Raw genomic sequence first — 22233 nt, forward strand, 5'->3', positions numbered from 1 at the left:
GTTTCTGTCGGCTGTCACGTTACCATTGATGGTATTGGTGCCGCCTTCGGTTTTTATCTCACCGCTACTGGATAAGTTGATGGGAGCGTTTGAGTTGCCGACCTGACTATTATCTTTGAGTATAATCTGACCTCCTGTGCGAATAGTCATCTCACTTTCAGAAACAATGGTTTCGTTATTTAACGTGAGTCCATTCGGGCATACGTAGGTTGTAGGCTCAGGCCTCGCAGAGTCCTTACCCTCTAGGTAGCCGTTAGTACATAAATAATCCGCATCTCTCGGAGTCCAACCATCAAACACTGAGTAAATCGGCCAGATTATCCATCTGTAGTTCTTCTTAGGCGTAATATCGTACTCTTTTGCGAGGACGTTCGCCGTACTCGTCATCCATATCAAGGCTAAGAAAATCAGTTTTTTCATTCTTGTTATTACTCCCTCACCCAAATCTCTTGCTGGCGCTGAACTTTTGATAAGCCCGAGCCACAAACGGCCGTAGCTTGCACCCTAAATAATGACTCTGCTGCAGACGTATCTTTGTTCAGAGTTCCTAAATATACACAACTCATTGATTTAAGCGTGCATCCTGTCCCTTGTGTGACATTAGGCGTTGCACCACTTACCTCGTCAGTACAGAGCGTCGACACGCTATCACTCGAACCGTTGAGTGGATATAACTTGGTCAGTGCCCACTCATTTGCAGACTGAGCAACAAACCAAGCTTTTGTTCCCAAAAACTCTCTTGTTAATCCGCTTTGATTCGACCATGTCACTTTCATTAAAGAGGAAGCCAAATATCCCATTACAATAATGACGAACAACACGATGATTAGTACATTTCCGCTGGAGTTTCTTCTATGGAACATTGAGCACCTGCACGTCTTGCTGATACACACTACGCTCCCCATCCTGTAAAAACTCTAAGTTAATATGCACTAGTCCACCACGTTGTAGAGTTGGCTCAACATAACGCATGTAACTCGCTGAGGCATCAATACTATCCGTGACAATGACATTATTACGAAGTACTCGGCCGTTATCGAAGCAATAACGGACTTCAGTGCTGGGTTGGTAGATGTAATGACGACCCGAAACCGATGTCGCACCTATTGAACTGGCAGCACCACTGACGACAAATGCCTCTTTCGTTTTGGTTAAACCGCTAATATCAATACTTTGGGAAGACGACTGAAGGTCCTCATAGCGGCTAGGGTTTATCACCATCCGATTCTTCTCTGGAATAGACTCAAGATCAGGATCATTACCGACTAAAAATTCAATATCGTTCGCCGTAAATACATAAAAACCAGAATATTCAATCGGCACAAACTCTAGACAATTAGTTGTTCCTTTTGGCACATGAAAACTATTAGGTACAGCATGGCGGATTTCTCGGGTCATCTTTTCTAAAACAAACTGAGCCTGTGTTTGTATTCGTTGGCGATCGATAGTATCAGCGTAACCTTTCATTCCTAACTGGACATACCCAGCTATCCCCAACATGATGAAGCTGCCGACCACAATCGTAACTATCATTTCCATTAAGGTGAAACCACGATCTTTCATCAGTAGTTCCCCTTAATAGCTGTTAAAGTAAGGGGCTGCGTGTTCCCCGCAAAAATCCTTAATGTTACTTTTTTGTATTCGGTTATTTCATCGGGAGCTTTATCCGTCAGATCATCATAGGCAACGCTAATTTCTAATCTAAAGTTTTTGTACTGCTCAGTACTGTCCGCACCAAGTACATCACTAATATTCCCTCTAGGGACACCATCACACTGAGAAGCCGTTGTAGATGTGCTCCAACACCCGATATAGTCATCGACATCATTGAAATCACTAGGCGTTGTTTCCAAGGAACCGTCTAGTTTTTTATCCGCACCTAATTTATTTACGTCAGTGCAGCTCACTCCATTCTCACCACACCGAACGGTGCCACCATCAAAGTCGCTGTTTTCATCGAAGCCTCGCGACAATATCTGAGACATGAAACCTTGGCCTAATGCGGCAGCACGCATTTGATAATGAGGATTGGCAGAATCTCTAACCTGAGGGACAAGAAAAGAAGTAAACGCCACCATCGCAATGCCCATTAAAACAATCGCGATGATCATTTCTATCAAAGTCATGCCACTAGATTTCTTCATGAGCATGTACCTTTAGAAACATAGCCTTGAGTATTAATTTCAACTTGGCAGCGGCTTCGACCATGCTTATCTTCAATCAGGATTGAAACCCCACCACTCGCTGAGTTTATTGGATTACCCAATAAATCAAACTCGATTGGATTAGTTACAGCATTGGTCTGTGAAAACTTTGCGGATTTATCAACAACCATGTCACTACGAGTGTCTTGTTCCTTGCTAGCCAGGCCGCATGCAGCACTAGACCCGATGCAAGAGCTTGTAATCGACAAACAAAAATTAGTGTAGCTAGAGTCCTCTCCAGCTTTGTAGCTACTAGGTAGGCACCTTTCAGGATAAGACTTGTTTGGGATGCTGATATTCGACTGCATACGATTCACCTGCACTTGGCGAATCACAGAAATCACGCGTTCTTGTAATGCATATGCAGAAAAACTGCCTGAGCCCATAAAACGGCTGGCTGCAAAAAGTGAAAGGATAGAGAGGAGAACAATCACGAGGATTAACTCCATTAACGTGAACCCTAATGCAGAGCTGCGAATTTTCATAACCCAACCTTAGGCTTAGAACAAGCGAAATAAGTATACGATGAAATTATGAGATTAATGATAGGTTTGTAACTTTTCGATTCGAAGTGTGAACAGACGAACAAACAACCAATGTCTAGTTATTTTGCCCTTTTGAACGGCCAATCTCTTCTTCAATTCGATCGTACGTTTCTTTATTGCTTAGCGTTTCAGAAACATGCTCGGCGGTTTGCTTGGTTTGCTCCCACTTTGCTTCGTAAGTGTCTGGCTCGAAGCTGATAAATCTTGGTAATACCACATAACCGATCACACCCAAGATAATCAGCACAACCACAAACTCTATTGCACTAAGACCTGATGATTTACGCATATGAACTATTCCGAGATCAATCAAAATATAGAGTTAAAGGCCAGACTAGCTGGCCTTTAAAACTTTATTTAGAGCAAGTATCTGTTATTTCAGTTTTTGCAGGGCTATCCTTTCCTGAAGCTGAAGTATATTTCACACACTTGTCAGTGTATCCTTTTAAACCGTAAGTAATGCTAGAGCCTGCTGTCGTGCCATCATTGTTATCAATCAATAGAGCCCAATCTTGTAAACCATCAACAGCTAAATTAAGTGCCGAAGAGGTAGCTTGAGGAAAACCATGAATCAGGTCAAGAGTCTCACCATTAATTGTAAGCTTTCCAGTAGCTCCGTCTTGGTTCTCAATAGCTGCTTTACCATATACAATACCTGCTGCACCGTCCATCGCGCCTTTCAGCCCCTGAACTGCAGACTCTCGAGCATCATCTTGTAGGTTCAAAAAACGTGGTGCTGCAGTTACCGCTAGAATACCTAGGATTACAATTACCACTACCAATTCGATAAGGGTGAAACCACCTTGTCTTTTCATTGTTTACTCTCTCTATGTAAGCATGCAGTACAACTGCAAAGTTTTGTTTAGGTCACGCGACCATTTTGGATATTGTCAAAACGGTTTGGGGCAGCAACGTTCACTAAAACTGACCGTGAAGTGGATACTGTATCTACCGCTTGAGCAGAATGACGATTCGCCATTATTCAGTTCATGCTGAAATGAGAAAAACACATTATTGTTTACCCACTATTACAGCCTGTTACTTATGGTAATGATTGCATTATACCGACTTTCATTACCAATTATAGTGCTTAGGTGTCAAAAAATTCACTCCGCCGACATTTCGACGTATATTTTCAGTTGATTAGTAGTTGAGATAACTACAATCGACTGACCATTTTCATAAGTGTATTGACAGACATAACGATCAGTTTTGATGGCTCCACTGATATCTATTAACTTGTTGGTCATTATTTTACGTTGGGGGTAATGCACCGCTAGCCAATAACCACAATCTAATACACCTTGCTGAGTAAAGGGAGACACTAACCCGCCCTCAGTCATAGTAAGGTTTAAGCCATCCATCAGCATATGTTCTGGCTCGCCTTGTACTAGCCAAGCTTGACGATAACGCTGAACACTATCTTGCATCCAAACTCTCGCCAACTTAGCCCCAGTTACTTGTGCTTGCTCGGTCACAGGACGTAATTTGACCGCCAAGCCAACAGCGATGATCGTAGCAATAACCCCAAACACAATAAGCGTTGCTCGGCTTTGATTTTCAACCACCTATTAGCCGCCTTTGATGATATCGAGCATTCCCCACATTGGTAAGAAGATACCCAATGCCAGCACCATGACCATACCTGCTACAATCACCAAAAGTAATGGTTCTATTCTTGCGGTCAGTGTTTTTAGATCGTAATCGACTTCTCGATCGTAAAAATCCGACACTTCCAGCAGCAACTCATCAATACGACCAGTTTCTTCACCTACTGCAATCATCTGAATCACCAATGGGGTGAATATTTTACTGTTGATGGCCGTCACTGAAATGGTGCTACCCGCTTCAATTGCGGACTTCATCTCAAGAATTCGGTTTTCTAAAAAACGGTTCCCTAAGGCTTCCCCGGCCAAAGCCAAAGACTGGTTAAGTGGCACACCTGATTTCAGCATCAACGAAAAGGTTCTGGCAAAACGAGAAAGCTGCGCACGATTAACGATATCGCCTACAATTGGCAGCCGAAGCCGAAACTTATCGAACTTCTCCCGACCATCAGCCGTCGCCACCCACGCTCTGAACACCGTAAACGCGCCAATCATTGCCACAACCAGCAACACCCAATAATTAACAAAGAAATTAGAAGTCGCGATCAAAATACGCGTCGGCAGTGGTAGCTCAACCCCAAAGCGCGTGAACATCGATGCAAACTCAGGGATCACCAAGATATTCAATACAAACATGGCAATGGTGATAAAGATAATGACAAACGTCGGATAACGCATCGCCGCTTTAATGCGTTTGCGAGTCTCAAGTTCCTGTTCGTAGTAATTCGCCAGTTGCAATAGCGCTTGGTCAAGCCGACCCGTATTCTCACCGACGTTGATCATAGAAACAAATAGTGGGCTGAATACTTTGCTGTGTTGCTGCATCGCAGAAGACAAACCTCGGCCATTACTCAGTTCAGAAACGACATCTTCTAGCGCCTCTTTGAGCTGTTTGTTTTCGCAATTTTGCAACAAGCCACGCATAGAGCGCAGCAAAGGTACGCCAGCTTTAGTCAAACTAAACAACTGGCGAGAGAAAAGAATAATTACTTCCAACGGAATAGCAGGCACAAACAGCTTAGATAAGCTCACTTGGCTTTTTGCCGACTCTTTCTCTAACCGTACATTGAGCGGGATGACCCCTTTATTCATCAATGCTTCCGCCGCAGCTTCTGAGTTCACTGCTTCGATTTTGCCGTTAGTGGATGAGCCGTCTAGCGTGCGGCCTTGATAACGAAAAGTTGGCATTCACTTACCTATATGAAAATGGGATCAGTCTTACCAGAAGCATCGCCCTCACCTAGGGTCATCACTTCATCCAAACTGACGATGCCTTGTAGCGCCAGTTCCATTGCAGAAGCAAGCAGTGGCTTATAGTTTTCTGAGCGGCGCGCGGCTTGCGCAAAGCCAACCGCATCATTGGCGCGCAATTTATCCATCATCTCTTGCTCAAGTTCGAGCATTTCAAACACACCGATTCGGCCTCGATAACCAGTCAAGTTACAGTTTTGGCAACCTGCGCCTTTATAAAAAATGGTGCTAACTTGATTTGGGAAACGCCCAGCTAACCACTGCTGGCGAGACTCATCTAAGTGGTCTTCTGTTTTACAATCTGGGCAAACTCGGCGCACAAGACGCTGCGCCACCACAGCTCTGACTGCACTAGCAACCAAGTAACCCGGTGCACCCATATCGATCATACGTAACGCACTGTCGACAGCATCGTTGGTGTGAAGAGTGCTCAATACTAAATGACCCGTTAGTGCAGCTCGCAGACCAATTTCTACCGTCTCTTGATCACGCATCTCACCAACAAGAATGATGTCTGGGTCTTGACGTAAAAAGGTTCTAAGGACACGCGAGAAAGTTAGATCGATCTTACTGTTAACCTGTACCTGAGTGATGCGAGGCAGACGATATTCAACCGGGTCCTCTGCTGTAATGATCTTTTTCCCAGGTTCGTTGAGCTCACTCAATGCGCCGTAAAGCGTGGTGGTTTTACCAGAACCTGTCGGCCCGGTAACCAAAATCATGCCGTGCGGACGCGCCAGCTGTCGACGTAAGCGAGCAAGCAAGTCTGGCGGCAAGCCTGACTCTTCTAACGGACGCAAACCAGCGGACTGGTTAAGCAGACGCATTACCACAGATTCTCCGTACTGCGTTGGTAACGTCGACATACGAATATCTATTGATTGGCCACGAACTTTGATATTGAATCGGCCATCTTGTGGCAAGCGCTTTTCAGAAATATCTAGGTGTGCCATCAACTTCAGTCGAAGAACCAAAGCCGATGCAATATTCACTTCATTTAAGAGCGTTTCATGCAATACGCCATCAATACGCTGGCGCAAACGCAATACTTGATCGTCTGGCTCAATATGAATATCCGAAGCTCCAACCTGTACCGCATCTTCAAACATGGAATTAACCAGCTTTACAACGGTAACCTCTTCACTATCGGCTTCATCAATACCGTAATCAAAGCTTTGTACATCTTTATGCTCTTCATGCAGCTGCTCAGCAAAGGAGGCGATTTCTTTAGTACGGCGGTAATAGCGGTCAAAGCTTGAAATGAGCTGACGCTCTGAAGCCACAATGAACTCAAGGTTGTATTGGCCCAACAAGTTCATCAATGATTCTTGGATGAACAAGTCCGCAGGGTCACTCATAGCAACGCGCAGTGTGTCCCCATTTCGAGCAACGACCATCGCACGTAAGCGACGTGCGTGTACCTCAGGTAGAATCTGCACGGCTTCGGCATCCACAGGCGCACGACCAAGATCGATCAGTGGCAAACCAAGCTGCTGAGACAAGAAGTCCAACATTTGCTTTTCGGTAATAAAGCCAAGGTCAATTAACGCATCCCCTAGCTTCTGCCCGGTACTGCGTTGTGCGTTTAGTGCTTGCTGGATTTGTTCTTCAGAGACGATACCTTCCTCTACCAGAAGGTCGCCCAAGCGTTTTCTCAACTGAATTTTCATTGTGCGCTCTCCAACTCTTTCAAGATGCTCAAACGGTCACGGATAAATGCTTGCGATTGATTCGAAATGCCAACTTTACCCAGAGCTTGGTTGTAAGAGTTGATCGCGGTAGTGAAAGCCAGGGCACGCTCTTGTTGAATAGCCAAACCTAACCACCAGCGCGCGTTTTCCGGTTCACGCTGAGTGAGGAGTTGATAGCTCTCAAGCGCAATGTCATTTTGCTTGTGTTTTTGTGCCAATGCCGCACGCATCGCCAAGTAATCTCGACTTGGTACTGGAGGCAAATGAACAAGCGGGCTCAGCGCCGCTTCAGGTTGATTAGCTTTCACTAACAACTTAGACAAGGCCAAGCGAAGTACTTGGTTGTTCGTATCTAGGTTAATGCCTTCTTGAATAATCTCATATGCTTTACGCGTGTCACCTTTACCAAAGTACAACGCTGATAACTTTTGACGCGTGTCTGCATTCATTGGCTCATAACGCAACGCCTCGGCATAAGCCGACAACGCTGTTTGCATATCGTTAGCATCGAGTGCCTTTTCCGCTCGACTAACAGCCTTAAGGGAAAGCTGACGATGTGTAAGCTCAACCTGCTCAATACGCATTGAGCTGTTTTCTGATGTCGTGCGGGTTACGTGATCGTATTGCTCCTCGCTCGGCATCGTTGCTAACTGCGCGAGTAAAACTTCATCTTCAGAGGCGATATTTATCTCAGATTTTGGCGTGAACCTATCAGTCTCTTGCATGTGAGGCTGTTGCGCGACCGGCTGTGTGGCTGGTTTAGTGTAAACCACTTGAGTTGTATCGGGCGTCATTTTACTCGTTGGCGAGTGAGTGCGCTCCGATGAAACAATTGGTGAGACATTCACAGACGACAATGGCATAGCATCGGTTTGAAATTGTGATAGCTCGCCTGAAGGGACAGGACCGCGAGAAACCGCCCAGCTTCCGACCGCAAGGCTTAACGAAAAACCGGCAACAAGCCAAAGCCAAGGTTTACTGCGTGAGACACTTGGAATCTCCGCACGAGTAAGCTCTGACGGCGATGTTTTTTCAGCAAGTTCTGATAATGCTTTATTGATGGCACTCAAGGTTGACTCCATCCCCAAAATACGGGTGTTTTAAACTTAGGTTTACGGGCATCAAACGTATCGTGCATAGCGGCGTAAACGTGATGATTTTTCAATAGTGTGCAACGCTCATTAAATGCAGCAAGCAACGACTTGTGGCTAATTTGGTTTATCAAGCGCGGAATCCCCATGGATGAACGCCAAATCGCTTTTTTCTGTTCAATAGAAAAAATGTGTGCCCCATTACCTGCTTTATCTAAACGATTATTGATGTAAGCCACGCCTTCATCGATAGAGAGAGGACGTAACTGGCAGCTAAACGTAATGCGTTGACGAAACTGCCTTAGCTCATGGTTAGCCAATCTTTCATCCAACTCAGGTTGTCCGAATAACACCAATTGAATGAGCTTATCTTGTTCCGTTTCTAGGTTGCCAAATAGACGCAATGTTTCTAAAGCTTGTGGGGAAAGAGCTTGCGCTTCATCAACGATCAAGACGGTTTTCTTTCCCAAGGAGTGTACTTGAATCAAGTGCTCTTGAATGAGGGAAACGATACGCAGCGGATCATCGTTCTCGATACCCAACTCTCTGGCGACAGCAAACTGCAACTGTTCCCCATTCAACACTGGATTGGGTAAGTAAATAAGCTCAACTTCAGATTCAATCTGCTCGATCAGCTTACGGCATACCATGGTTTTTCCAGTGCCGACTTCTCCCGTCACCTTAATCACCCCTTCTCCCATTTGCACGGCAGCTAGGATGGTTTGGATCGCCTCATAGTGAGGGACTAACCCCAAGAACATTTCTGTATTTGGGGTTAACGAAAAAGGCTGAACTCGGAATCCAAAGTGTGACAAGTACATACTCGAATCACAAACCTTTTGAAAAACAGAACCTTTCCCAGCGCTTATTGCGCATCTGGGAACCACTCTTGCAGCAGATCACGAGAGCGCTCTAGCTCTTTCTGCCAAGAGTTCACGCCAACTACGGTCGGTTTTAGCAAGATGACCAATTCTGTTTTCTCAGTTACGTTATTTACGTTGCGGAACAAATGCCCCAGTGCTGGTACATCGCCCAAAAATGGGACTTTAGAAACAAGCTCACGATTTTGCTGTTTCATCAACCCGCCGATAACCACAACATCGCCATCTTTAGCACGAATAACCGAGTCTGATTCACGAATAGAGCTTTTCGCTAATGGCAGTTGGATGTTTTGGAAATCTCCGCCCAAGTTCAATTGCTTCACTTCTTCCGTGACTTCAATAACTGCGGGGTGAACATGCAGGAACACATTGCCTTTGTTATCAATTTGCGGAGTCACATCGAGGGAAATACCCGAGAAGAATGGCGTCAGTTCTACTTCAGGAACTGCATTTGAGTTTTCACCGTTGCCTGCATTGCTCGATAGCTCGGTAACAAAGTACTCATCGGTACCCACTTTGATGACAGATTTTTGGTTGTTGGCAGCGGTAATACGAGGGCTCGAAAGGACGTTCAAGTCACCTTGCGTAGACATAAAGCTCAACACGGCATTGAAGTTACCATCAGAGATAGTCACGTTAGTTTGACCGCCCAATAGCGTGCCAATCGCATCCAATGATGGTAATGCCGATTCAGGGCGGTTGACTACGATACTACCCGAGTTACCAATTGACGCCGATAAGTTTGACCAGTTGATGCCTTGTTGGTAGCCATCATTCAACGTCACTTCTAGGATTTTAGCTTCAAGAATGACCTGGCGCTGCATGCGCTCCTGCGATACACCTAAGAACTCGCGTACTTCGCGAATATCATCTGGAAATGCTCGAACCGTAATAACTCCCGCTTGTGGCGTTACAACCACACTTTGCCCTTTGCCTGAACCAATTAGATTCGCAACGGCTTGCTGCAGCATAGGCCAGAAGTCACTTTCAGTGATGGTTTCGATGCGTGTACCACCCGTAGATGTGGTTGAGCTATCGTTGTTGTTTCCATTGTTAGAGTCTGACGAGTCAGAACTGTCTGAGCTACCACCAGAATTAGACGTACCAGCCGAGGTTACAGAGCCCGTAACAATGCTGGTTAATGAGCGACCAGAACGCTTGAACTGCAGGTAATCGACTGGAATGGTCACAGTACGCATACCTGCTGGGTAGATTTGAATAACTTTGCCAGACCTCACCACGTCATAGCCATACATATTCTGTACGACATTCAGAACTTCATCCAATGTTACATCTGATAAGTTGACAGTGATATTACCTTGTACCGATGGGTGAATCGCCACACTGTACTCTGTGCCTTTCACCAACGAAGCGAAAAAGCTTCTTGCATCGACCGCATTCGCTTGAATACGAAAACGCTTCGAGGTGCCTTGCTCTGATGCAACGTTCGAGTCTAAATTTGGCATCAAGTCTGCCTCAACAGCAGAAGGGATTTCTTCCAATGTGCGGCTGTTCGCTTGATTGATCGATTCATTGAGCGCTTCTTTAACTTCCACTGGATTCCGATGACCCATTGAACATCCCATTAAAGAAGCAATCGCTATTCCTACAACTAATTTGCGCATATCTGATCGGGCTCTGGTTATTATTGTTTTACGTTTAAATCAAAAAGCTCTAGGTCCCACTGACGGTTACCACGCTTTAAAGTTACAAATTCACTATTAATGCTCGCGACGCGATAACCCTTAAATAGCTCGCCTTTTTCGACAAGTTTGTTATCCATAATCGCGATACAATCAGTACTTGGCTTACACACAATACTGTTGAGCTTAGGCAGTCGATACCGTTTAACTTTTAGTTTCGCTGACGTTTCAACCGCTGGCTTTTCCCAACCAAGTGGGGCCGTTGGGTCCTGGTTTGCCCAAGCGGTTCCTGCCGCTGCCATAACAAGCAATGAGATGATGAGTTTGTTAACCACCAATAAACTCCTCTCTAGATCCTAGTGTGTAGACTTCTAACACAAGCTTCGCTTTCGGGTACTCTTCGACTTTATAACTAAAGCTGCGCCAGTAATAACTCGCAGGAAGGCTCTCCAATTTATTCAGATAATTAGCAATAGAAAAATAGTCACCAGTCAGTTCCATACGAACAGGATGCACGTAGTAACCAGAGTATTGCGATGCTTCTTTATCTTCCGTTATTGGCTCAGATGGCAAGGTTTGCAGAGACAAAAGGTGAATGCCACTTTGCTGCTCCAACACATTTTCAAGCAGCTCAGCCATTTGCGAAGGTGTAATAAGATGCTCGATGATCTCCGCTAATTGCATCGAAAGATGCTGACTCTCAGCTAACAGATTAGATATCGCGCGATCAATCTCAGCATTTGGATCTTTCTTAAGTTGCGCCTGAATACGTAGCGTATCGATTTCAATCTTTTGATTGGCTTGCTTTAAATTACTTAGTTGCCTCTCATTACTGATGATCTCGTTAAGCTTTGGCTCCAATACCAGCGTAAAGAGCAACATGATCACGACAACTAAACCGCATAATGCGGTGAGCACTTTTTCACGCGTACTCATTTCGCCAAAGCGCCCTTCTAATGAGAGCCAGAATTCGTTCATTTCTCTTTATCCTCGCGCGTTTTTAGTTCAAACGTCACAATATCCTTATCATTTCGACCTATTTTGACGTCGTCAAACGTTCGACCAACCAAGCTAATTTCGTTTTTAAATTGGCTAACCCAATTTGGCACTGAGCTCGGTTTTTTCGCTAGTCCCTTCAGGTCTAAGGTATGGGTATTGATTCGAATTTCGGACAAAGAAATTTCTTGGTTTCCTAGCTTCGCTAATGATTGCATCACGCCAGAGTAACCCGTGCGTTGCGAGTCATCGTATTTCCCGACAGCTTTAAGCGAGTCTCGCTTCGCCTTGACTTCACGCTCTAAGCGGGCTTTAGCTGCCAGCTTATTATTGTCAGGTTGATGCTTACGTAGCTTGACTTGATAACGTTCAAGCTCTGACTTCATGATATCGCCTTTACTTTTTACAATAGCAATCTCATCTTCCAAACCACTACTCTGCCAAGTCACATAGCCGTAAGAAAATAGAATTGCAGCCGCCGAAACGCCCCAAGATAACGCGATATTTTTTAGCGTCAGGAGCTCTTTTTTCGGCTTTAAGTAATCGGGATATAAGTTGACGCGTCGAGTATTTGAAGTAGCCGCAGTGTCAGCCAAAACATGTCCAGATAGTTCATGTTCTGGTGGTAATAACGGTGAAACCTTAGTGCTTAAACGGTAATTAAGAGCCTGAACAAGCTCGCTCTCATCCTCTTCATCGCAGCACACTTTCAATTGATGTAATTGCACATGGCGTAACTGAGATGAAAGATAATCAATCGAACGTTGCAGTTCTAACGACAGACTGTCCATCTGTAAATCGCTAGACGGAACCCCCGTTAACGGTGGCGTCACACTGCGAATAGAGCGGTGGAACGCAATAGTATTTTCAACAAAAGCGCTTATACGGAAATGACCACGCACACTGCGTTGTAACAATAGGAAGTTTCCTAGTTCACCCGCAGTCTCTCCCCAAATATCGTCTTCAGGAAGAATAGCTTCTAATGGTAACTGGGCTCGGCTGGCCAGTAACACAATCTTATCCAATATTTTTCGCGATAAGACGTATGCTTGCACTTTGGTTGAATTCGGTAACTCGACCGCATCGGCAATAATGTCGATAGCACGCTCAGAGATCAGTTCTTTCAACAAAAACGGTAATGCGGCTGGCCATTCTTGACGCGGCATGATCGGTTTGTCGATTTGGTACATCTGGTAATAGTTATGAGAAAGAACAACCGTTAATGAATCATACGCACTCGCTGCAACGCTCAATGCTTGCTCAACGGCTTTTTCCCAATTGGACTCAGAAATATCAAATTGGTATGGACGACTACTTTTGATTGAAGATGATAAATAAACGGCGTCTGGCTGAATAACCAAAAAGCAGGAGCGACCACCACTAGATGATCGCTTAAGCTTGTCGAATAGTGCTTTGAAATCCATGATTATTATCTTTATTTTTTCCGCCAGCGATTTCGTCTTCCCAATTTAACTTGGGATTCTGATTGAGAATTCGGCAACGCTTGGGGACGAGGAAGAAACTGCTGCTCCGCAGAAAAGTAACGCCCTTGCCCACCATAAACCCCGAGCTCAATTAATGTGTTGAGCTCGTTCTGATTCTCAATTCCCACTGCTATAATTTTAGTTTTACTGTTTGCCGCCGCACCTAGCATACTGCGGACAAATAGCTGGTTTTCATGTCGTTGGTCGATTTTTGCTACTAAACTGCGATGAAGTTTAAGGTAACGAATGTCCACTTCTTTTAAATAGTGAGTGCTGACGATGGTACGCCCAGCCTGCCCAACCATTAAGTGGCACCCTAAACCGGCCAGCATTTTAGCGACTGGTCGCATAAAGTCTAAGTGTCTTACAAATTGTGCTTCAACAAACTCAAAACTGAGACACTTTCTCTGCTCACGTGACAACTGTAAGAGTTCATCACGAAACCATTTAAAGTACTCTCGGTTAGAAAATGGCGTTACATTCAAATTGAGCGCATACGATCTTGAGTTATCAAAATTATCCTTAAACTCTCTTAAGAATTTATTAATAACCGACTTATCCATTTGCGCTTCATAACCAACCTGTCTGATCGCAGAAATGAACCGAGACGCTTTAACAATCCCATTCTCAGGATCGCGAATCCGACATGTTAACTCTTCATATAATGATTTTTTATGCGTCGCGTCACTTATTGGGTGCACAGATTGTGCGTAGAGTATCACACTTTCAGGTGTAAGTGCTGTGTCAAATAACGTTCTCCACCTCACACTTCCGCGAGCTTCTTCATCGTGGTTCCATTTTTTGAAGCGACTCCAATTATTGTTATTTTGTAGTTGCGCACTACGCAAAGCAGTCTCGGCTTCATCAATGATTTGGCTGTGTCGCTCACCTTCTTTATAAGTGGTGATGCCAATATGGCACCAGTTGTCTGGATCAAGTGGCTCTGGCGGCATTAACTTTTCTAACTGGCGAATGCATTGCGAGGCAAGGTTAGCCACATCTTTCGCACTTTGGTGCGGTAGAAAAAGCGCAAAATCAGCATCGTAATAACGGGAAAATACAACATCTGGGTATCGTTGAACTAAATTGGACAATAAACTCCCAACTTCAACAATAAACTCATCCGTAATTTGCTTATCTTGCTCTTCTTCAACCAGTTTCCAGTCTTGAATACGCACTAGCAACACGGCGCCGCGAGCCCCACTTTCTAGTAACGCCGATTCCAACTTGCTATCAAATAACACTCGGTTAGCGGTACCGGTTAGCTTATCAAGGAAGGTTTGAGTTCGAATAAAGGTATCAAATCGGCTTCGCTCTTGACGCGCATCTTGTAACTCTTCGATTAATACATCGAGCGCTTCACTGGCGGTGTAAGGCCATTCTTTTTTGTCACCTTTGGCATACTGCTCCACCCTACCAGCCAGGATCATTCTGCCTCGCTCTTCGAGCATTTCGGAGCCTTCTAATTGTTCCTTAAGCCATGCTACGCCGCGCATTAAGCAGAAGATGATCAATATAACGGCAAGCGTGATCGACCAAAGCGCCTGCATTGAGTAGCTGTAACCTAAGTAAGGGGGAATTGCTTTAAAGTGAATCGTGTAATCTTGATTGTGAGTCAGCTGGTACTCAGCCTCAAACAAGACTGACGCTTCCATTTGATGAGAAGTATCTTTGAAGCGATAAACAACGGCGTTGTTGGTCGACAACGTCATTTCGACAATATTGGAAGCCTGTAGCATTTTCGGCATCCAGCGCTGCATAGAATAAGCGGCGTCAGGATCTTCCATCTCCTTGTCGACCACCTCTACGATCCCTTCTAAATAATGGGTGAGATATTCCTGCCCAAGACGTTTAAAAGAGAGGGTGCCACCGACAAACAAGATAAACATGGCGCAGATAACGATCATGGTGACAAAGGCCACCAGCCGTGTGCTTAACTTAAGAGTTGGGGTATACCTCATGAATACCAAATTCCTTTTTTATTCATCATATACCTTATTGAAATATTTATACTTGATAAGAGTTCATCAAACAATCGGATTAGTCTGATAGTGAGAGGCTGGAGCATAAAGAAAATCACACTCATTGATAAGTTTTATTGTTACGCCTAACCTTGCCAAGATAAGCCTGTGAGATCATTAGATTGCGACAATAAAAAAGGCCGCGATATTCGCGGCCTTTTCGATTCAAGCATAAGCAGAATTTAAAACGGTTGAGCTTACCTTGACGGACCTAACATCAACCTAAATTGCTGTTTTTTAAGCAACTACTCCCTAAAAAAAACAAAAGTGTAAACATTTTTGTTAAATTTTTCAGTGTTAGACCTTAAACTTTACAAAATTACCACTTTAGATATTCAGTATAACCTCACAAATTCTGCGAACAATAAAGCCTGATTAAAACCGTTCTTTGAAGAATCGAATCGTTAAAGGCAGATGTGTGGCAGTTTCGTACCATCAGAGAAACGTTTCTGTCAGATTAAAAAAGTAAAACAAACCTTGTCGTTTTTGTTAGTTTGCTATGCTTTGACACATATAACGCCTCTCATGAAAGCATGAAGTCGATTCACCATTCGTCAGCCACTCCTTTTGTTTCGGCAACGTTCATACCTTTTTTTACAATATGTAGTTCTAGCTCATTGATATTCAGAAGCTTAAATAGAGTTTCGATGGTGGATTTTTCAGGATTACTTTCAAAACTAGACACTGTTGCTTGTCGCATACCAAGTTCTGCTTGCTTTAACCCACTTTCTTTTCGGGCTTCGCGTAGTGCATTGCCAATAGCTGCTGGAGTGTTAACTAACATCATAATACCCTAGTTATGCATGGAGATAGTACGCATTATATACTCTAGAGGGTATACATATAAAATACACTCTACAGGGTATATTTTAGTTTTGTACGGGGGCTTTGAGCGTAATTAAATATTTGTGGTTAAAAAGTAACAGGTAAGAGGTTGCCAAAACGTTTTGACGCAGATTTGAGCTAACCACCGTAGCCAGCTCGATGTTAGACAAAACTGAATTTTGGATAATCGAAAATCATTTCCTAATCAATCACCTTAAGTATGGAAAACAACAGGGCTTGCACTCAAAAAGTGCCATTGAAGAACAATACTTAGCTTGGCGAGACTAGCGTTAGTGTAGGCTTACCGTGGCTATTCTGATTGCTTATCCACTTGGATCATCGCTTCAATATGTTTAGGATCCTCACTCGGCAGTAAATCGTAAATTGAGCAGTTCAAGTGGGCTGCAAGTATATATACCTTCTCAAGTGTTATTCGCTGTTCGCTACGCTCAAGCATACCAACTAATTTTTTGTTAAATCCACATGCTAAACTTAACTTTTCTTGCGAGATCTTCTTTTTAACCCTCTGCTTGTGCAGATTCTTTGCAAACTCACGCACTATCTTATTCATTATTTTTAAGTTATTTCTGGGTAACTGTGATTTTCTCTGTCCGTTTTTTCACGTTGACCTCTCTTTATCAACCCATTATATTGGGTGGGGCTGTGTGTTATTTCGGTATCAAAAATGACTGTACGATTGCGAGAACCATTTTTCAGTATTTACAACGATCTGTTAAGTGATGAAAAGATTACGCTGAACGACTTTGTAGCAAGCATCAAGCAAAGAGATCTAGGTTATGAGAAGGTTGATGAAAAAGAGTTGAGAAAAATAGCTTACCGACAAATATGCAGACTAAAGAAGCAAAATCTCTTATTGCAACTGTCACCTAATCGCGACAAAAATCCTGAGTTTGTGAAAGTGTGGGGCAATGACAAAAAGACCGTATTGCTACTGGGCTGTCGCGCCAATCCTCTCTCATCAGAAAGTAGTGATATTTCTGATGAAATAGCAAATATGATTGATCACGTTCAAGCACAGATCGACTGTTTACAAACAAAAAAAATCGAACTGGCTGGAGAAGAAGAAGCTTATAAAAACTTAGGTGAATGTTTCCCTTCCCTTAAAGAAATGGTTGCAGAAAGGAAGAAAAAAGTGAATTTTGAAACCGCAAAACTAAATGGAATGTTGAATGCGTTCACACTGACAATAAATATACTGAGTTCTTCAAACGAAGTTAGTTTGTGAGCATCATGCATCTTTTGGGTTTAACACTATCATCTCTAATATTTGCATATTGTACTTTGCAAATCATGATTCGTTTAGCAACCGTGGCATCAGGAAAGATCGCAAAAATAGATTTTTCAGGTTGGCTAGTTGCAGGATGGTCTATTTCATTTTCTGCATTGATTGTTCTTACTCACTATTAATCACCGATTTTTGATTAGGAAAATAGTCATATCTAGTTAGAGCTTCATAGGACTTACGTTCCTATATGCTTCCATCTCAACCACTTACATGCATTGCTTTATATTTTCTCAGTTTCATAACTTAACCCCATCCAAGTCAATAGCGATAAAAACACTATTTAACCATCTGAAATATGGAACAGATTGGCAGTAGTAACTTCAAACGTAACACTTTTTAGCCTTATAGTTTTGAGTTAAACAAAGTCTGTGATTTACTGTAACCCTAATAATAAAGGGAGTTTTTTATGAGCGAAGGTTTGGTTACATTTTTCAAATACAAGTCTTTGGGGTTTGCTCGTCGTGGGGATAATTACTTCGAACCTTTGGGCATGGATGTAATGCTTAACTCCTTACATAAATGGTTTCAAGACAGGATCTCTTTAGAAGATACGCTGCTTTGGGATGACCAAACCGTAGGCTATGGTAACCGTAAAAAAGTGTATTTGAAGGCAATAGAGCATAATGAAGAAACAGGCGATTACATGCTTATCCTTTGGCGCGCTATTGGTCAGGGAAATGGTGTATATGGCATTAAGGCTGATGCTGGGTTAGAAGACAATAACCTTTACAATGCTGACGATAATGTTGGTGAAGATCGTGTTATTTGGGGTGAAGCCGCTTATTACTGGTTTATTCCATCGTTAGATATTTTCGCCTCTATTCGTTTTCCTAACTCTGTTGCTGATACAGAGATTATGAACAGATTCATGCGTGACTATGTAGAGCTACATAGTGACTTCAGGCAAAGAAATGTCGTAGAGAAAGAACGCAAAGGCGGTAAGGGTAAGTACCTGTCTATTTCGTTTGCTCCGACTAAACAAGGCGAGAAAGGCAACTTATGGTTTCAGGCTTATTCTGAACAGTTTAAGAAGCCTACTACAGAAGCTGATTTGGAAGGTCTGACAGGTGAAATCACGCACTTCGTTAAACGTGACGTAATTAGTGCTCAGGTATTACAGCAAAACGGTTGGACTAACTTATTCAAAGGTCTACCCTTTGTTTCAAGCCAAGTTACGAGAGCAAACCGAAGAGTAGAGGTAAACATAGAGGCTAAGCCGACAGTAAAAGAGTTGAAAGACCTAATTGAGCTTTACGAGCGAGAGTACGCAGGCGGTGATGAATGGAGAAATATTGGCTTCAAGAAAGAAAACTCAGGAGTTGTCTGGTTAGATAACTTCGTTGTTAAAAGCGTTTTGCCTGTGAATGACTTAGCAGGTGGTGGTCGCGATGACACTGGGCATTACACAACAGAGCGTTTGTTTAAGGCAATGGAGTTTAAGCGCGGTAAGTTATTGTCAGCGTTTTTTGAGGAAGAACAAGAAGAAGCGGTTGGACAATGAAGACCTTGATTTGGCATGTCACATTAGCGTGCTTCATAGCTTTAGTTAGTTGGTTTTTCAAAGGTGACATAACTTACAGCGACCTATTACCTGTAGTGAGCACATTGCAAAACGGATCAGCTATGATTTTTACTATTATGGGGATCTGGATTGCTTACATTTACCCGCAAGCCATGCGTAAGGTTATTCAACCAAGTTCGTCTGCGATCTTCCCCGAAGAAGACAAAAAACGTGTGCAGTTGTTGGTTGGTGTAGTAGTTATCTCGGCTGTAATACTGGCGATACTGTTGATTGGCATTTCTATGAAACCGTTTTTGGTAAATACAAGCTTGTATCTAGAAGTGCCTGAACTATTTTCGTTTATTGGGCTTTGTATTTTGCTTTGTCTTGTATATGCTCAGTTGTTTTGCATTTATAGCGTGATAGCATCAAACATTAACTTCATAACGGATTTAGCGAATAAAGAGAATGACCAAAAGCTAAACAAGAAGCTAAACAGAACCACTGAAGATTAGCTGTCAGAAAGTAAAAAAACACCTAGTGCGTTTTTTACTTTCTGACATGAGATAAGGCCTTCGAGACATGTTATAGGTTAAAGACTAGCTAAATAACTGAGTTGGTTTGCGCTAATGTATTTAATTTAATACCTGTATACGCTTTTAATCAACATTTTAACTAGAACTCCATTTCATACAATTTTAAGGCGGTAACTTCACCAGAATCTACGCATACTCGAATAGGTTTGCCACTGTGTGAACGGATGTGAAGCGCTCCGAAGCCATACGCAACAATATCAAAAGGTTTAACACCTTCATAAATACTTCCTCTTGGTTTACCAAGAAGCATAATACCTGTGCCTACAATTATTTTTTCTCCTTTCGGCATTGCTACTGCATATTTGATGGTGCCGACTGCATGATCGCTAAACCACTTCCAATCGTCATCGACCTCTTTGCAGACTTTAGCCTCTAACCCAAAACTGACGAATAAACAAAAATATGCTATGTACGCTCTGTGTACCAGCCTTTTAAAGTTGCGATGTCTCATAAAATAAAAAACGTAGCTTTATTAAAATCACTTAGCAAGACTTTCCGCGGAGAAGCCTGCCTACACAACCCCTTTTAGCCGAATCCTCTGGGTTTTTAAGCCATTCATCTACTTTACCTATGGATGCTTCTGCACCAGCCTTTTCAAGCAGCTTTTTTAGCTCTTCAGCTGATTTTCCAAGAGCTTTTATAAATTTGACCAATTCGTTATTTTCGCCAAACTCTAATGGACCAAGGTGTACGGCTATAGAGTCAGAGTCTGGGCAATTCTTTGTTTTCGATAATTTTGCTTTTATATATTCGTCTATTATTTTCTTTGATCTAATCTGTAGCGCATCAAATTTATCCTTTGAATCAAACTGCTCTAATTCAATCTCATAACTTACACTCATACTGCTTGCACTGGCGTTATACATTAGATTTTTAAACTTGCTAGATAAGAAATTATTGGGAAAGGTTACTGTTAAATCACTTTTTTCAGCACCTTTTCGTGTTTCGTTTAAGGCAAAAGCATTGGGAAGTGAACTTACCATTACGATAGGTTCATTCGGTTCTTCATTAACAAGTTGCTCAATCGTAACACCAATCGAAGGAACACTTACCCAACCTCCAGAAAACTTAAGCCTCCCATCAGTTTTAACCGTAATAGGAATAGATTTACATTCCATAAATGGCATCAATATGAACAGATTTTCTGATTGGAATTGGTCAATCATCATATTTAAGCTCCCTCCAAACTCTCCTCGTGACTTGCCTTTTAATCCTACAGATGTACCAACTCCACCACCAATTAATGGATCAACATGAGCATGAATCTTTGCAGTAGCTTGTACTGAAGTAGTCACATTAAAGGATAGCTTGTCAGGGGTATCCCAATTCGATTCAATTTTGCCTAATGAAACGGAAGCTTGGATAGATTTATCATCAACAAATTTAACATAAAACCCGCCTTTACCTAGAACATCATCATGCCAATTAGTTTTACTAAACTCCCCCGTATTACGAGTACTTGCGATGCTAATCTTTTTATTTTCGGGAGGAAGTTCGTCAAATAAATCGAGAAAATTTTCGATAACTTTTTTCGAAAATATTGAGCCACTTTTGCTCATATCAAAAATAATGCTTTGTTTCAAAAGGCTTATTTGAGCCAATTTATTCGTCACATCTTCGTTAAGCTCTTCAATAGTGCCATCAGGTCTTTCAAATGTTGGCAATTCATTTTCCTGTGAATCTAGATCTAAAGCAAGCCATATCCCCTCTTTCAAGAATACAGGTGAGACTAAATTAAAATACTTCACTACTTCCGTGTTCGGAACATTAATTTTGAGAATAGTGGTTCCAATCACTTCATCTTTGTCATTTAGATGTTGAATTTCTTCAGTTAATTCTGAACCAAGCTGTTTGGAAATTTGATTTGGCACTGCAACAGGCAATAAAAAACCTTCTCCTTCTTTAACTTCCAACAAATCAACAATCAACTCATTAACTGTAGATGGTAAAGATAACCAAAATTGCCACCATCGAATCTTAGGAGTTATCTTTGTAGGTTTAAATCCAAAAAAAACATTTGTATGATTACTATCATCATTTCTTTCTAAATGTGAAAGTAGTAACAAAGCCTCCAACTCAAGAGTTCCTCGGAACTTCTTTTCATTGTCATAAACTGAAAGGTCAAGAAAAACGTTGGATTCGCCGTCAGTTGTAGATAATACGGCACTATCTACAACCACTCCCCAACCTTTGAAGTCACCATCTTTGTTGTATATAACTCTAGTTTTATAGAGTTGATTTAATAGAGCTGAAATGTCTTTAGATGAAAGGAAGACTGAAACATCGTAGCCCTGATCTATTGCTTTCGACTTCAAGGTTTTTTCTGTAATGTTGACCGCTTCCCATTTTGCTTCAATTCTTTGTTTCTCAGCTATCTGTTGAATTTCATCAGTACAGCCAGATACAAGTAGTAAGCAAGTCAATATTGCCGAAGTGAATATTTTATTTGAAATATAAATATTTTTCATAGCTCATCCTTGATGTTTGACCAGTCGATTTGTGAAATTAATGATCTAAACCCGCAAGGTGTTGTTCAATATTTATAGAACACTTTAAACGTACTTTCAAACGGCGTTGTTGCTCAAATCGAA

At 42.5% G+C, this 22233-nt stretch carries 24 protein-coding genes; 3 read left to right on the forward strand and 21 right to left on the reverse strand.

The features are described 5' to 3' along the window. The 19 genes from R7P69_RS18820 to R7P69_RS18910 all read right to left on the reverse strand — a co-directional run. The coding region (locus R7P69_RS18820) for a hypothetical protein (RefSeq protein ID WP_225478043.1) at window positions 1-420 on the reverse strand (420 nt) is incomplete at its 3' end. An 8-nt stretch (window positions 421-428) separates the two neighbouring features. Then, window positions 429-863 (reverse strand): MSHA biogenesis protein MshP, encoded by a 435-nt coding sequence (locus R7P69_RS18825; protein ID WP_115386313.1) that lies wholly within the window; start codon window positions 861-863, stop codon window positions 429-431. Further along, a complete protein-coding gene (locus tag R7P69_RS18830) occupies window positions 853-1563 on the reverse strand; it encodes a PilW family protein (protein ID WP_213898999.1) in 711 nt (236 codons plus the stop codon). The genes R7P69_RS18825 and R7P69_RS18830 overlap by 11 nt, the downstream gene beginning before the upstream one ends. Beyond that, window positions 1563-2144, reverse strand: a complete 582-nt coding sequence (locus R7P69_RS18835; RefSeq protein ID WP_213898998.1) for a prepilin-type N-terminal cleavage/methylation domain-containing protein — start codon at window positions 2142-2144, stop codon at window positions 1563-1565. The genes R7P69_RS18830 and R7P69_RS18835 overlap by 1 nt, the downstream gene beginning before the upstream one ends. Further along, window positions 2141-2689 carry a type II secretion system protein gene (locus tag R7P69_RS18840; protein ID WP_213898997.1) on the reverse strand — a complete coding sequence of 183 codons (549 nt, stop codon included), beginning with the start codon at window positions 2687-2689 and terminating at the stop codon, window positions 2141-2143. Before R7P69_RS18840 ends, R7P69_RS18835 begins: the two co-directional genes overlap by 4 nt. A 115-nt stretch (window positions 2690-2804) precedes the next feature. After that, the gene (locus R7P69_RS18845) at window positions 2805-3038 is read right to left on the reverse strand and encodes a type II secretion system protein (protein WP_213898996.1); all 234 of its coding nucleotides are present in this window, start codon (window positions 3036-3038) and stop codon (window positions 2805-2807) included. A 64-nt stretch (window positions 3039-3102) separates the two neighbouring features. Continuing rightward, a complete protein-coding gene (locus R7P69_RS18850) occupies window positions 3103-3564 on the reverse strand; it encodes a type II secretion system protein (RefSeq protein WP_213898995.1) in 462 nt (153 codons plus the stop codon). Window positions 3565-3855: 291 nt separating this feature from the next. Next, window positions 3856-4317 (reverse strand): MSHA biogenesis protein MshF, encoded by a 462-nt coding sequence (locus tag R7P69_RS18855; RefSeq protein WP_213898994.1) that lies wholly within the window; start codon window positions 4315-4317, stop codon window positions 3856-3858. Window positions 4318-4320: 3 nt separating this feature from the next. Beyond that, window positions 4321-5544, reverse strand: a complete 1224-nt coding sequence (locus tag R7P69_RS18860; RefSeq protein ID WP_005381186.1) for a type II secretion system F family protein — start codon at window positions 5542-5544, stop codon at window positions 4321-4323. A gap of 8 nt (window positions 5545-5552) precedes the next feature. Continuing rightward, window positions 5553-7277 carry a GspE/PulE family protein gene (locus R7P69_RS18865; protein ID WP_213894241.1) on the reverse strand — a complete coding sequence of 575 codons (1725 nt, stop codon included), beginning with the start codon at window positions 7275-7277 and terminating at the stop codon, window positions 5553-5555. Then, window positions 7274-8368, reverse strand: coding sequence for a tetratricopeptide repeat protein (locus R7P69_RS18870; RefSeq protein WP_225478045.1), 1095 nt, complete (start codon window positions 8366-8368; stop codon window positions 7274-7276). Before R7P69_RS18870 ends, R7P69_RS18865 begins: the two co-directional genes overlap by 4 nt. After that, window positions 8365-9210, reverse strand: coding sequence for an ExeA family protein (locus R7P69_RS18875; protein WP_053306808.1), 846 nt, complete (start codon window positions 9208-9210; stop codon window positions 8365-8367). The genes R7P69_RS18870 and R7P69_RS18875 overlap by 4 nt, the downstream gene beginning before the upstream one ends. 44 nt (window positions 9211-9254) lie before the next feature. Further along, window positions 9255-10895, reverse strand: coding sequence for a pilus (MSHA type) biogenesis protein MshL (gene mshL, locus R7P69_RS18880; RefSeq protein WP_238952126.1), 1641 nt, complete (start codon window positions 10893-10895; stop codon window positions 9255-9257). Between the two features lie 20 nt (window positions 10896-10915). After that, complete coding sequence (locus tag R7P69_RS18885) at window positions 10916-11248, reverse strand: MSHA biogenesis protein MshK (RefSeq protein WP_225478047.1); 333 nt, start codon at window positions 11246-11248, stop codon at window positions 10916-10918. Then, complete coding sequence (gspM, locus tag R7P69_RS18890; protein WP_005381197.1) at window positions 11241-11891, reverse strand: type II secretion system protein GspM; 651 nt, start codon at window positions 11889-11891, stop codon at window positions 11241-11243. The genes R7P69_RS18885 and gspM overlap by 8 nt, the downstream gene beginning before the upstream one ends. Continuing rightward, entirely contained in the window at window positions 11888-13333 is a 1446-nt protein-coding gene (locus R7P69_RS18895; protein WP_225478048.1) for an MSHA biogenesis protein MshI, read from the reverse strand. The genes gspM and R7P69_RS18895 overlap by 4 nt, the downstream gene beginning before the upstream one ends. A gap of 11 nt (window positions 13334-13344) precedes the next feature. Then, a complete protein-coding gene (csrD, locus tag R7P69_RS18900; RefSeq protein WP_005381201.1) occupies window positions 13345-15354 on the reverse strand; it encodes an RNase E specificity factor CsrD in 2010 nt (669 codons plus the stop codon). Between the two features lie 604 nt (window positions 15355-15958). Then, a complete protein-coding gene (locus tag R7P69_RS18905; RefSeq protein ID WP_318097680.1) occupies window positions 15959-16198 on the reverse strand; it encodes a helix-turn-helix domain-containing protein in 240 nt (79 codons plus the stop codon). Window positions 16199-16549: 351 nt separating this feature from the next. After that, entirely contained in the window at window positions 16550-16798 is a 249-nt protein-coding gene (locus R7P69_RS18910; RefSeq protein WP_318121648.1) for a helix-turn-helix domain-containing protein, read from the reverse strand. Window positions 16799-16924: 126 nt separating this feature from the next. Between R7P69_RS18910 and R7P69_RS18915 the strand changes: the two genes are divergently transcribed. The 3 genes from R7P69_RS18915 (at window position 16925) to R7P69_RS18925 (ending at window position 19561) form a co-directional block, all read left to right on the forward strand. Continuing rightward, entirely contained in the window at window positions 16925-17485 is a 561-nt protein-coding gene (locus tag R7P69_RS18915) for a hypothetical protein (RefSeq protein ID WP_318097664.1), read from the forward strand. Window positions 17486-17951: 466 nt separating this feature from the next. After that, entirely contained in the window at window positions 17952-19046 is a 1095-nt protein-coding gene (locus tag R7P69_RS18920) for a hypothetical protein (RefSeq protein WP_318097661.1), read from the forward strand. Window positions 19047-19168: 122 nt separating this feature from the next. Continuing rightward, window positions 19169-19561, forward strand: a complete 393-nt coding sequence (locus R7P69_RS18925) for a hypothetical protein (RefSeq protein WP_318097659.1) — start codon at window positions 19169-19171, stop codon at window positions 19559-19561. Window positions 19562-19721: 160 nt separating this feature from the next. Here R7P69_RS18925 and R7P69_RS18930 read toward each other — a convergent pair whose 3' ends face one another. Both R7P69_RS18930 and R7P69_RS18935 read right to left on the reverse strand, forming a co-directional pair. Continuing rightward, on the reverse strand, window positions 19722-20093 hold the full coding sequence (locus R7P69_RS18930) for a hypothetical protein (RefSeq protein ID WP_318097657.1): 372 nt from the start codon (window positions 20091-20093) through the stop codon (window positions 19722-19724). A gap of 31 nt (window positions 20094-20124) precedes the next feature. After that, window positions 20125-22110: a hypothetical protein gene (locus R7P69_RS18935; RefSeq protein WP_318121649.1), complete on the reverse strand. Its 1986-nt coding sequence runs from the start codon at window positions 22108-22110 to the stop codon at window positions 20125-20127. Window positions 22111-22233 lie beyond the last annotated feature (123 nt).

The organism is Vibrio sp. 661 (assembly GCF_033339315.1).
Lineage (GTDB): Bacteria > Pseudomonadota > Gammaproteobacteria > Enterobacterales > Vibrionaceae > Vibrio > Vibrio alginolyticus.

Bases quoted from the DNA above. Each gene is read 5' to 3' on its own strand.
- R7P69_RS18875 (WP_053306808.1), bottom strand. From the start codon at position 9,210: ATGTACTTGTCACACTTTGGATTCCGAGTTCAGCCTTTTTCGTTAACC.
- R7P69_RS18830 (WP_213898999.1), bottom strand. From the start codon at position 1,563: ATGAAAGATCGTGGTTTCACCTTAATGGAAATGATAGTTACGATTGTG.
- R7P69_RS18850 (WP_213898995.1), bottom strand. From the start codon at position 3,564: ATGAAAAGACAAGGTGGTTTCACCCTTATCGAATTGGTAGTGGTAATT.
- R7P69_RS18865 (WP_213894241.1), bottom strand. From the start codon at position 7,277: ATGAAAATTCAGTTGAGAAAACGCTTGGGCGACCTTCTGGTAGAGGAA.
- R7P69_RS18930 (WP_318097657.1), bottom strand. From the start codon at position 20,093: ATGAGACATCGCAACTTTAAAAGGCTGGTACACAGAGCGTACATAGCA.
- gspM (WP_005381197.1), bottom strand. From the start codon at position 11,891: ATGAACGAATTCTGGCTCTCATTAGAAGGGCGCTTTGGCGAAATGAGT.
- R7P69_RS18835 (WP_213898998.1), bottom strand. From the start codon at position 2,144: ATGAAGAAATCTAGTGGCATGACTTTGATAGAAATGATCATCGCGATT.
- csrD (WP_005381201.1), bottom strand. From the start codon at position 15,354: ATGAGGTATACCCCAACTCTTAAGTTAAGCACACGGCTGGTGGCCTTT.
- R7P69_RS18925 (WP_318097659.1), top strand. From the start codon at position 19,169: ATGATTTTTACTATTATGGGGATCTGGATTGCTTACATTTACCCGCAA.
- R7P69_RS18935 (WP_318121649.1), bottom strand. From the start codon at position 22,110: ATGAAAAATATTTATATTTCAAATAAAATATTCACTTCGGCAATATTG.
- R7P69_RS18920 (WP_318097661.1), top strand. From the start codon at position 17,952: ATGAGCGAAGGTTTGGTTACATTTTTCAAATACAAGTCTTTGGGGTTT.
- R7P69_RS18845 (WP_213898996.1), bottom strand. From the start codon at position 3,038: ATGCGTAAATCATCAGGTCTTAGTGCAATAGAGTTTGTGGTTGTGCTG.
- R7P69_RS18895 (WP_225478048.1), bottom strand. From the start codon at position 13,333: ATGGATTTCAAAGCACTATTCGACAAGCTTAAGCGATCATCTAGTGGT.
- mshL (WP_238952126.1), bottom strand. From the start codon at position 10,895: ATGCGCAAATTAGTTGTAGGAATAGCGATTGCTTCTTTAATGGGATGT.
- R7P69_RS18860 (WP_005381186.1), bottom strand. From the start codon at position 5,544: ATGCCAACTTTTCGTTATCAAGGCCGCACGCTAGACGGCTCATCCACT.
- R7P69_RS18905 (WP_318097680.1), bottom strand. From the start codon at position 16,198: ATGTTAGTTAACACTCCAGCAGCTATTGGCAATGCACTACGCGAAGCC.
- R7P69_RS18915 (WP_318097664.1), top strand. From the start codon at position 16,925: ATGACTGTACGATTGCGAGAACCATTTTTCAGTATTTACAACGATCTG.
- R7P69_RS18825 (WP_115386313.1), bottom strand. From the start codon at position 863: ATGTTCCATAGAAGAAACTCCAGCGGAAATGTACTAATCATCGTGTTG.
- R7P69_RS18840 (WP_213898997.1), bottom strand. From the start codon at position 2,689: ATGAAAATTCGCAGCTCTGCATTAGGGTTCACGTTAATGGAGTTAATC.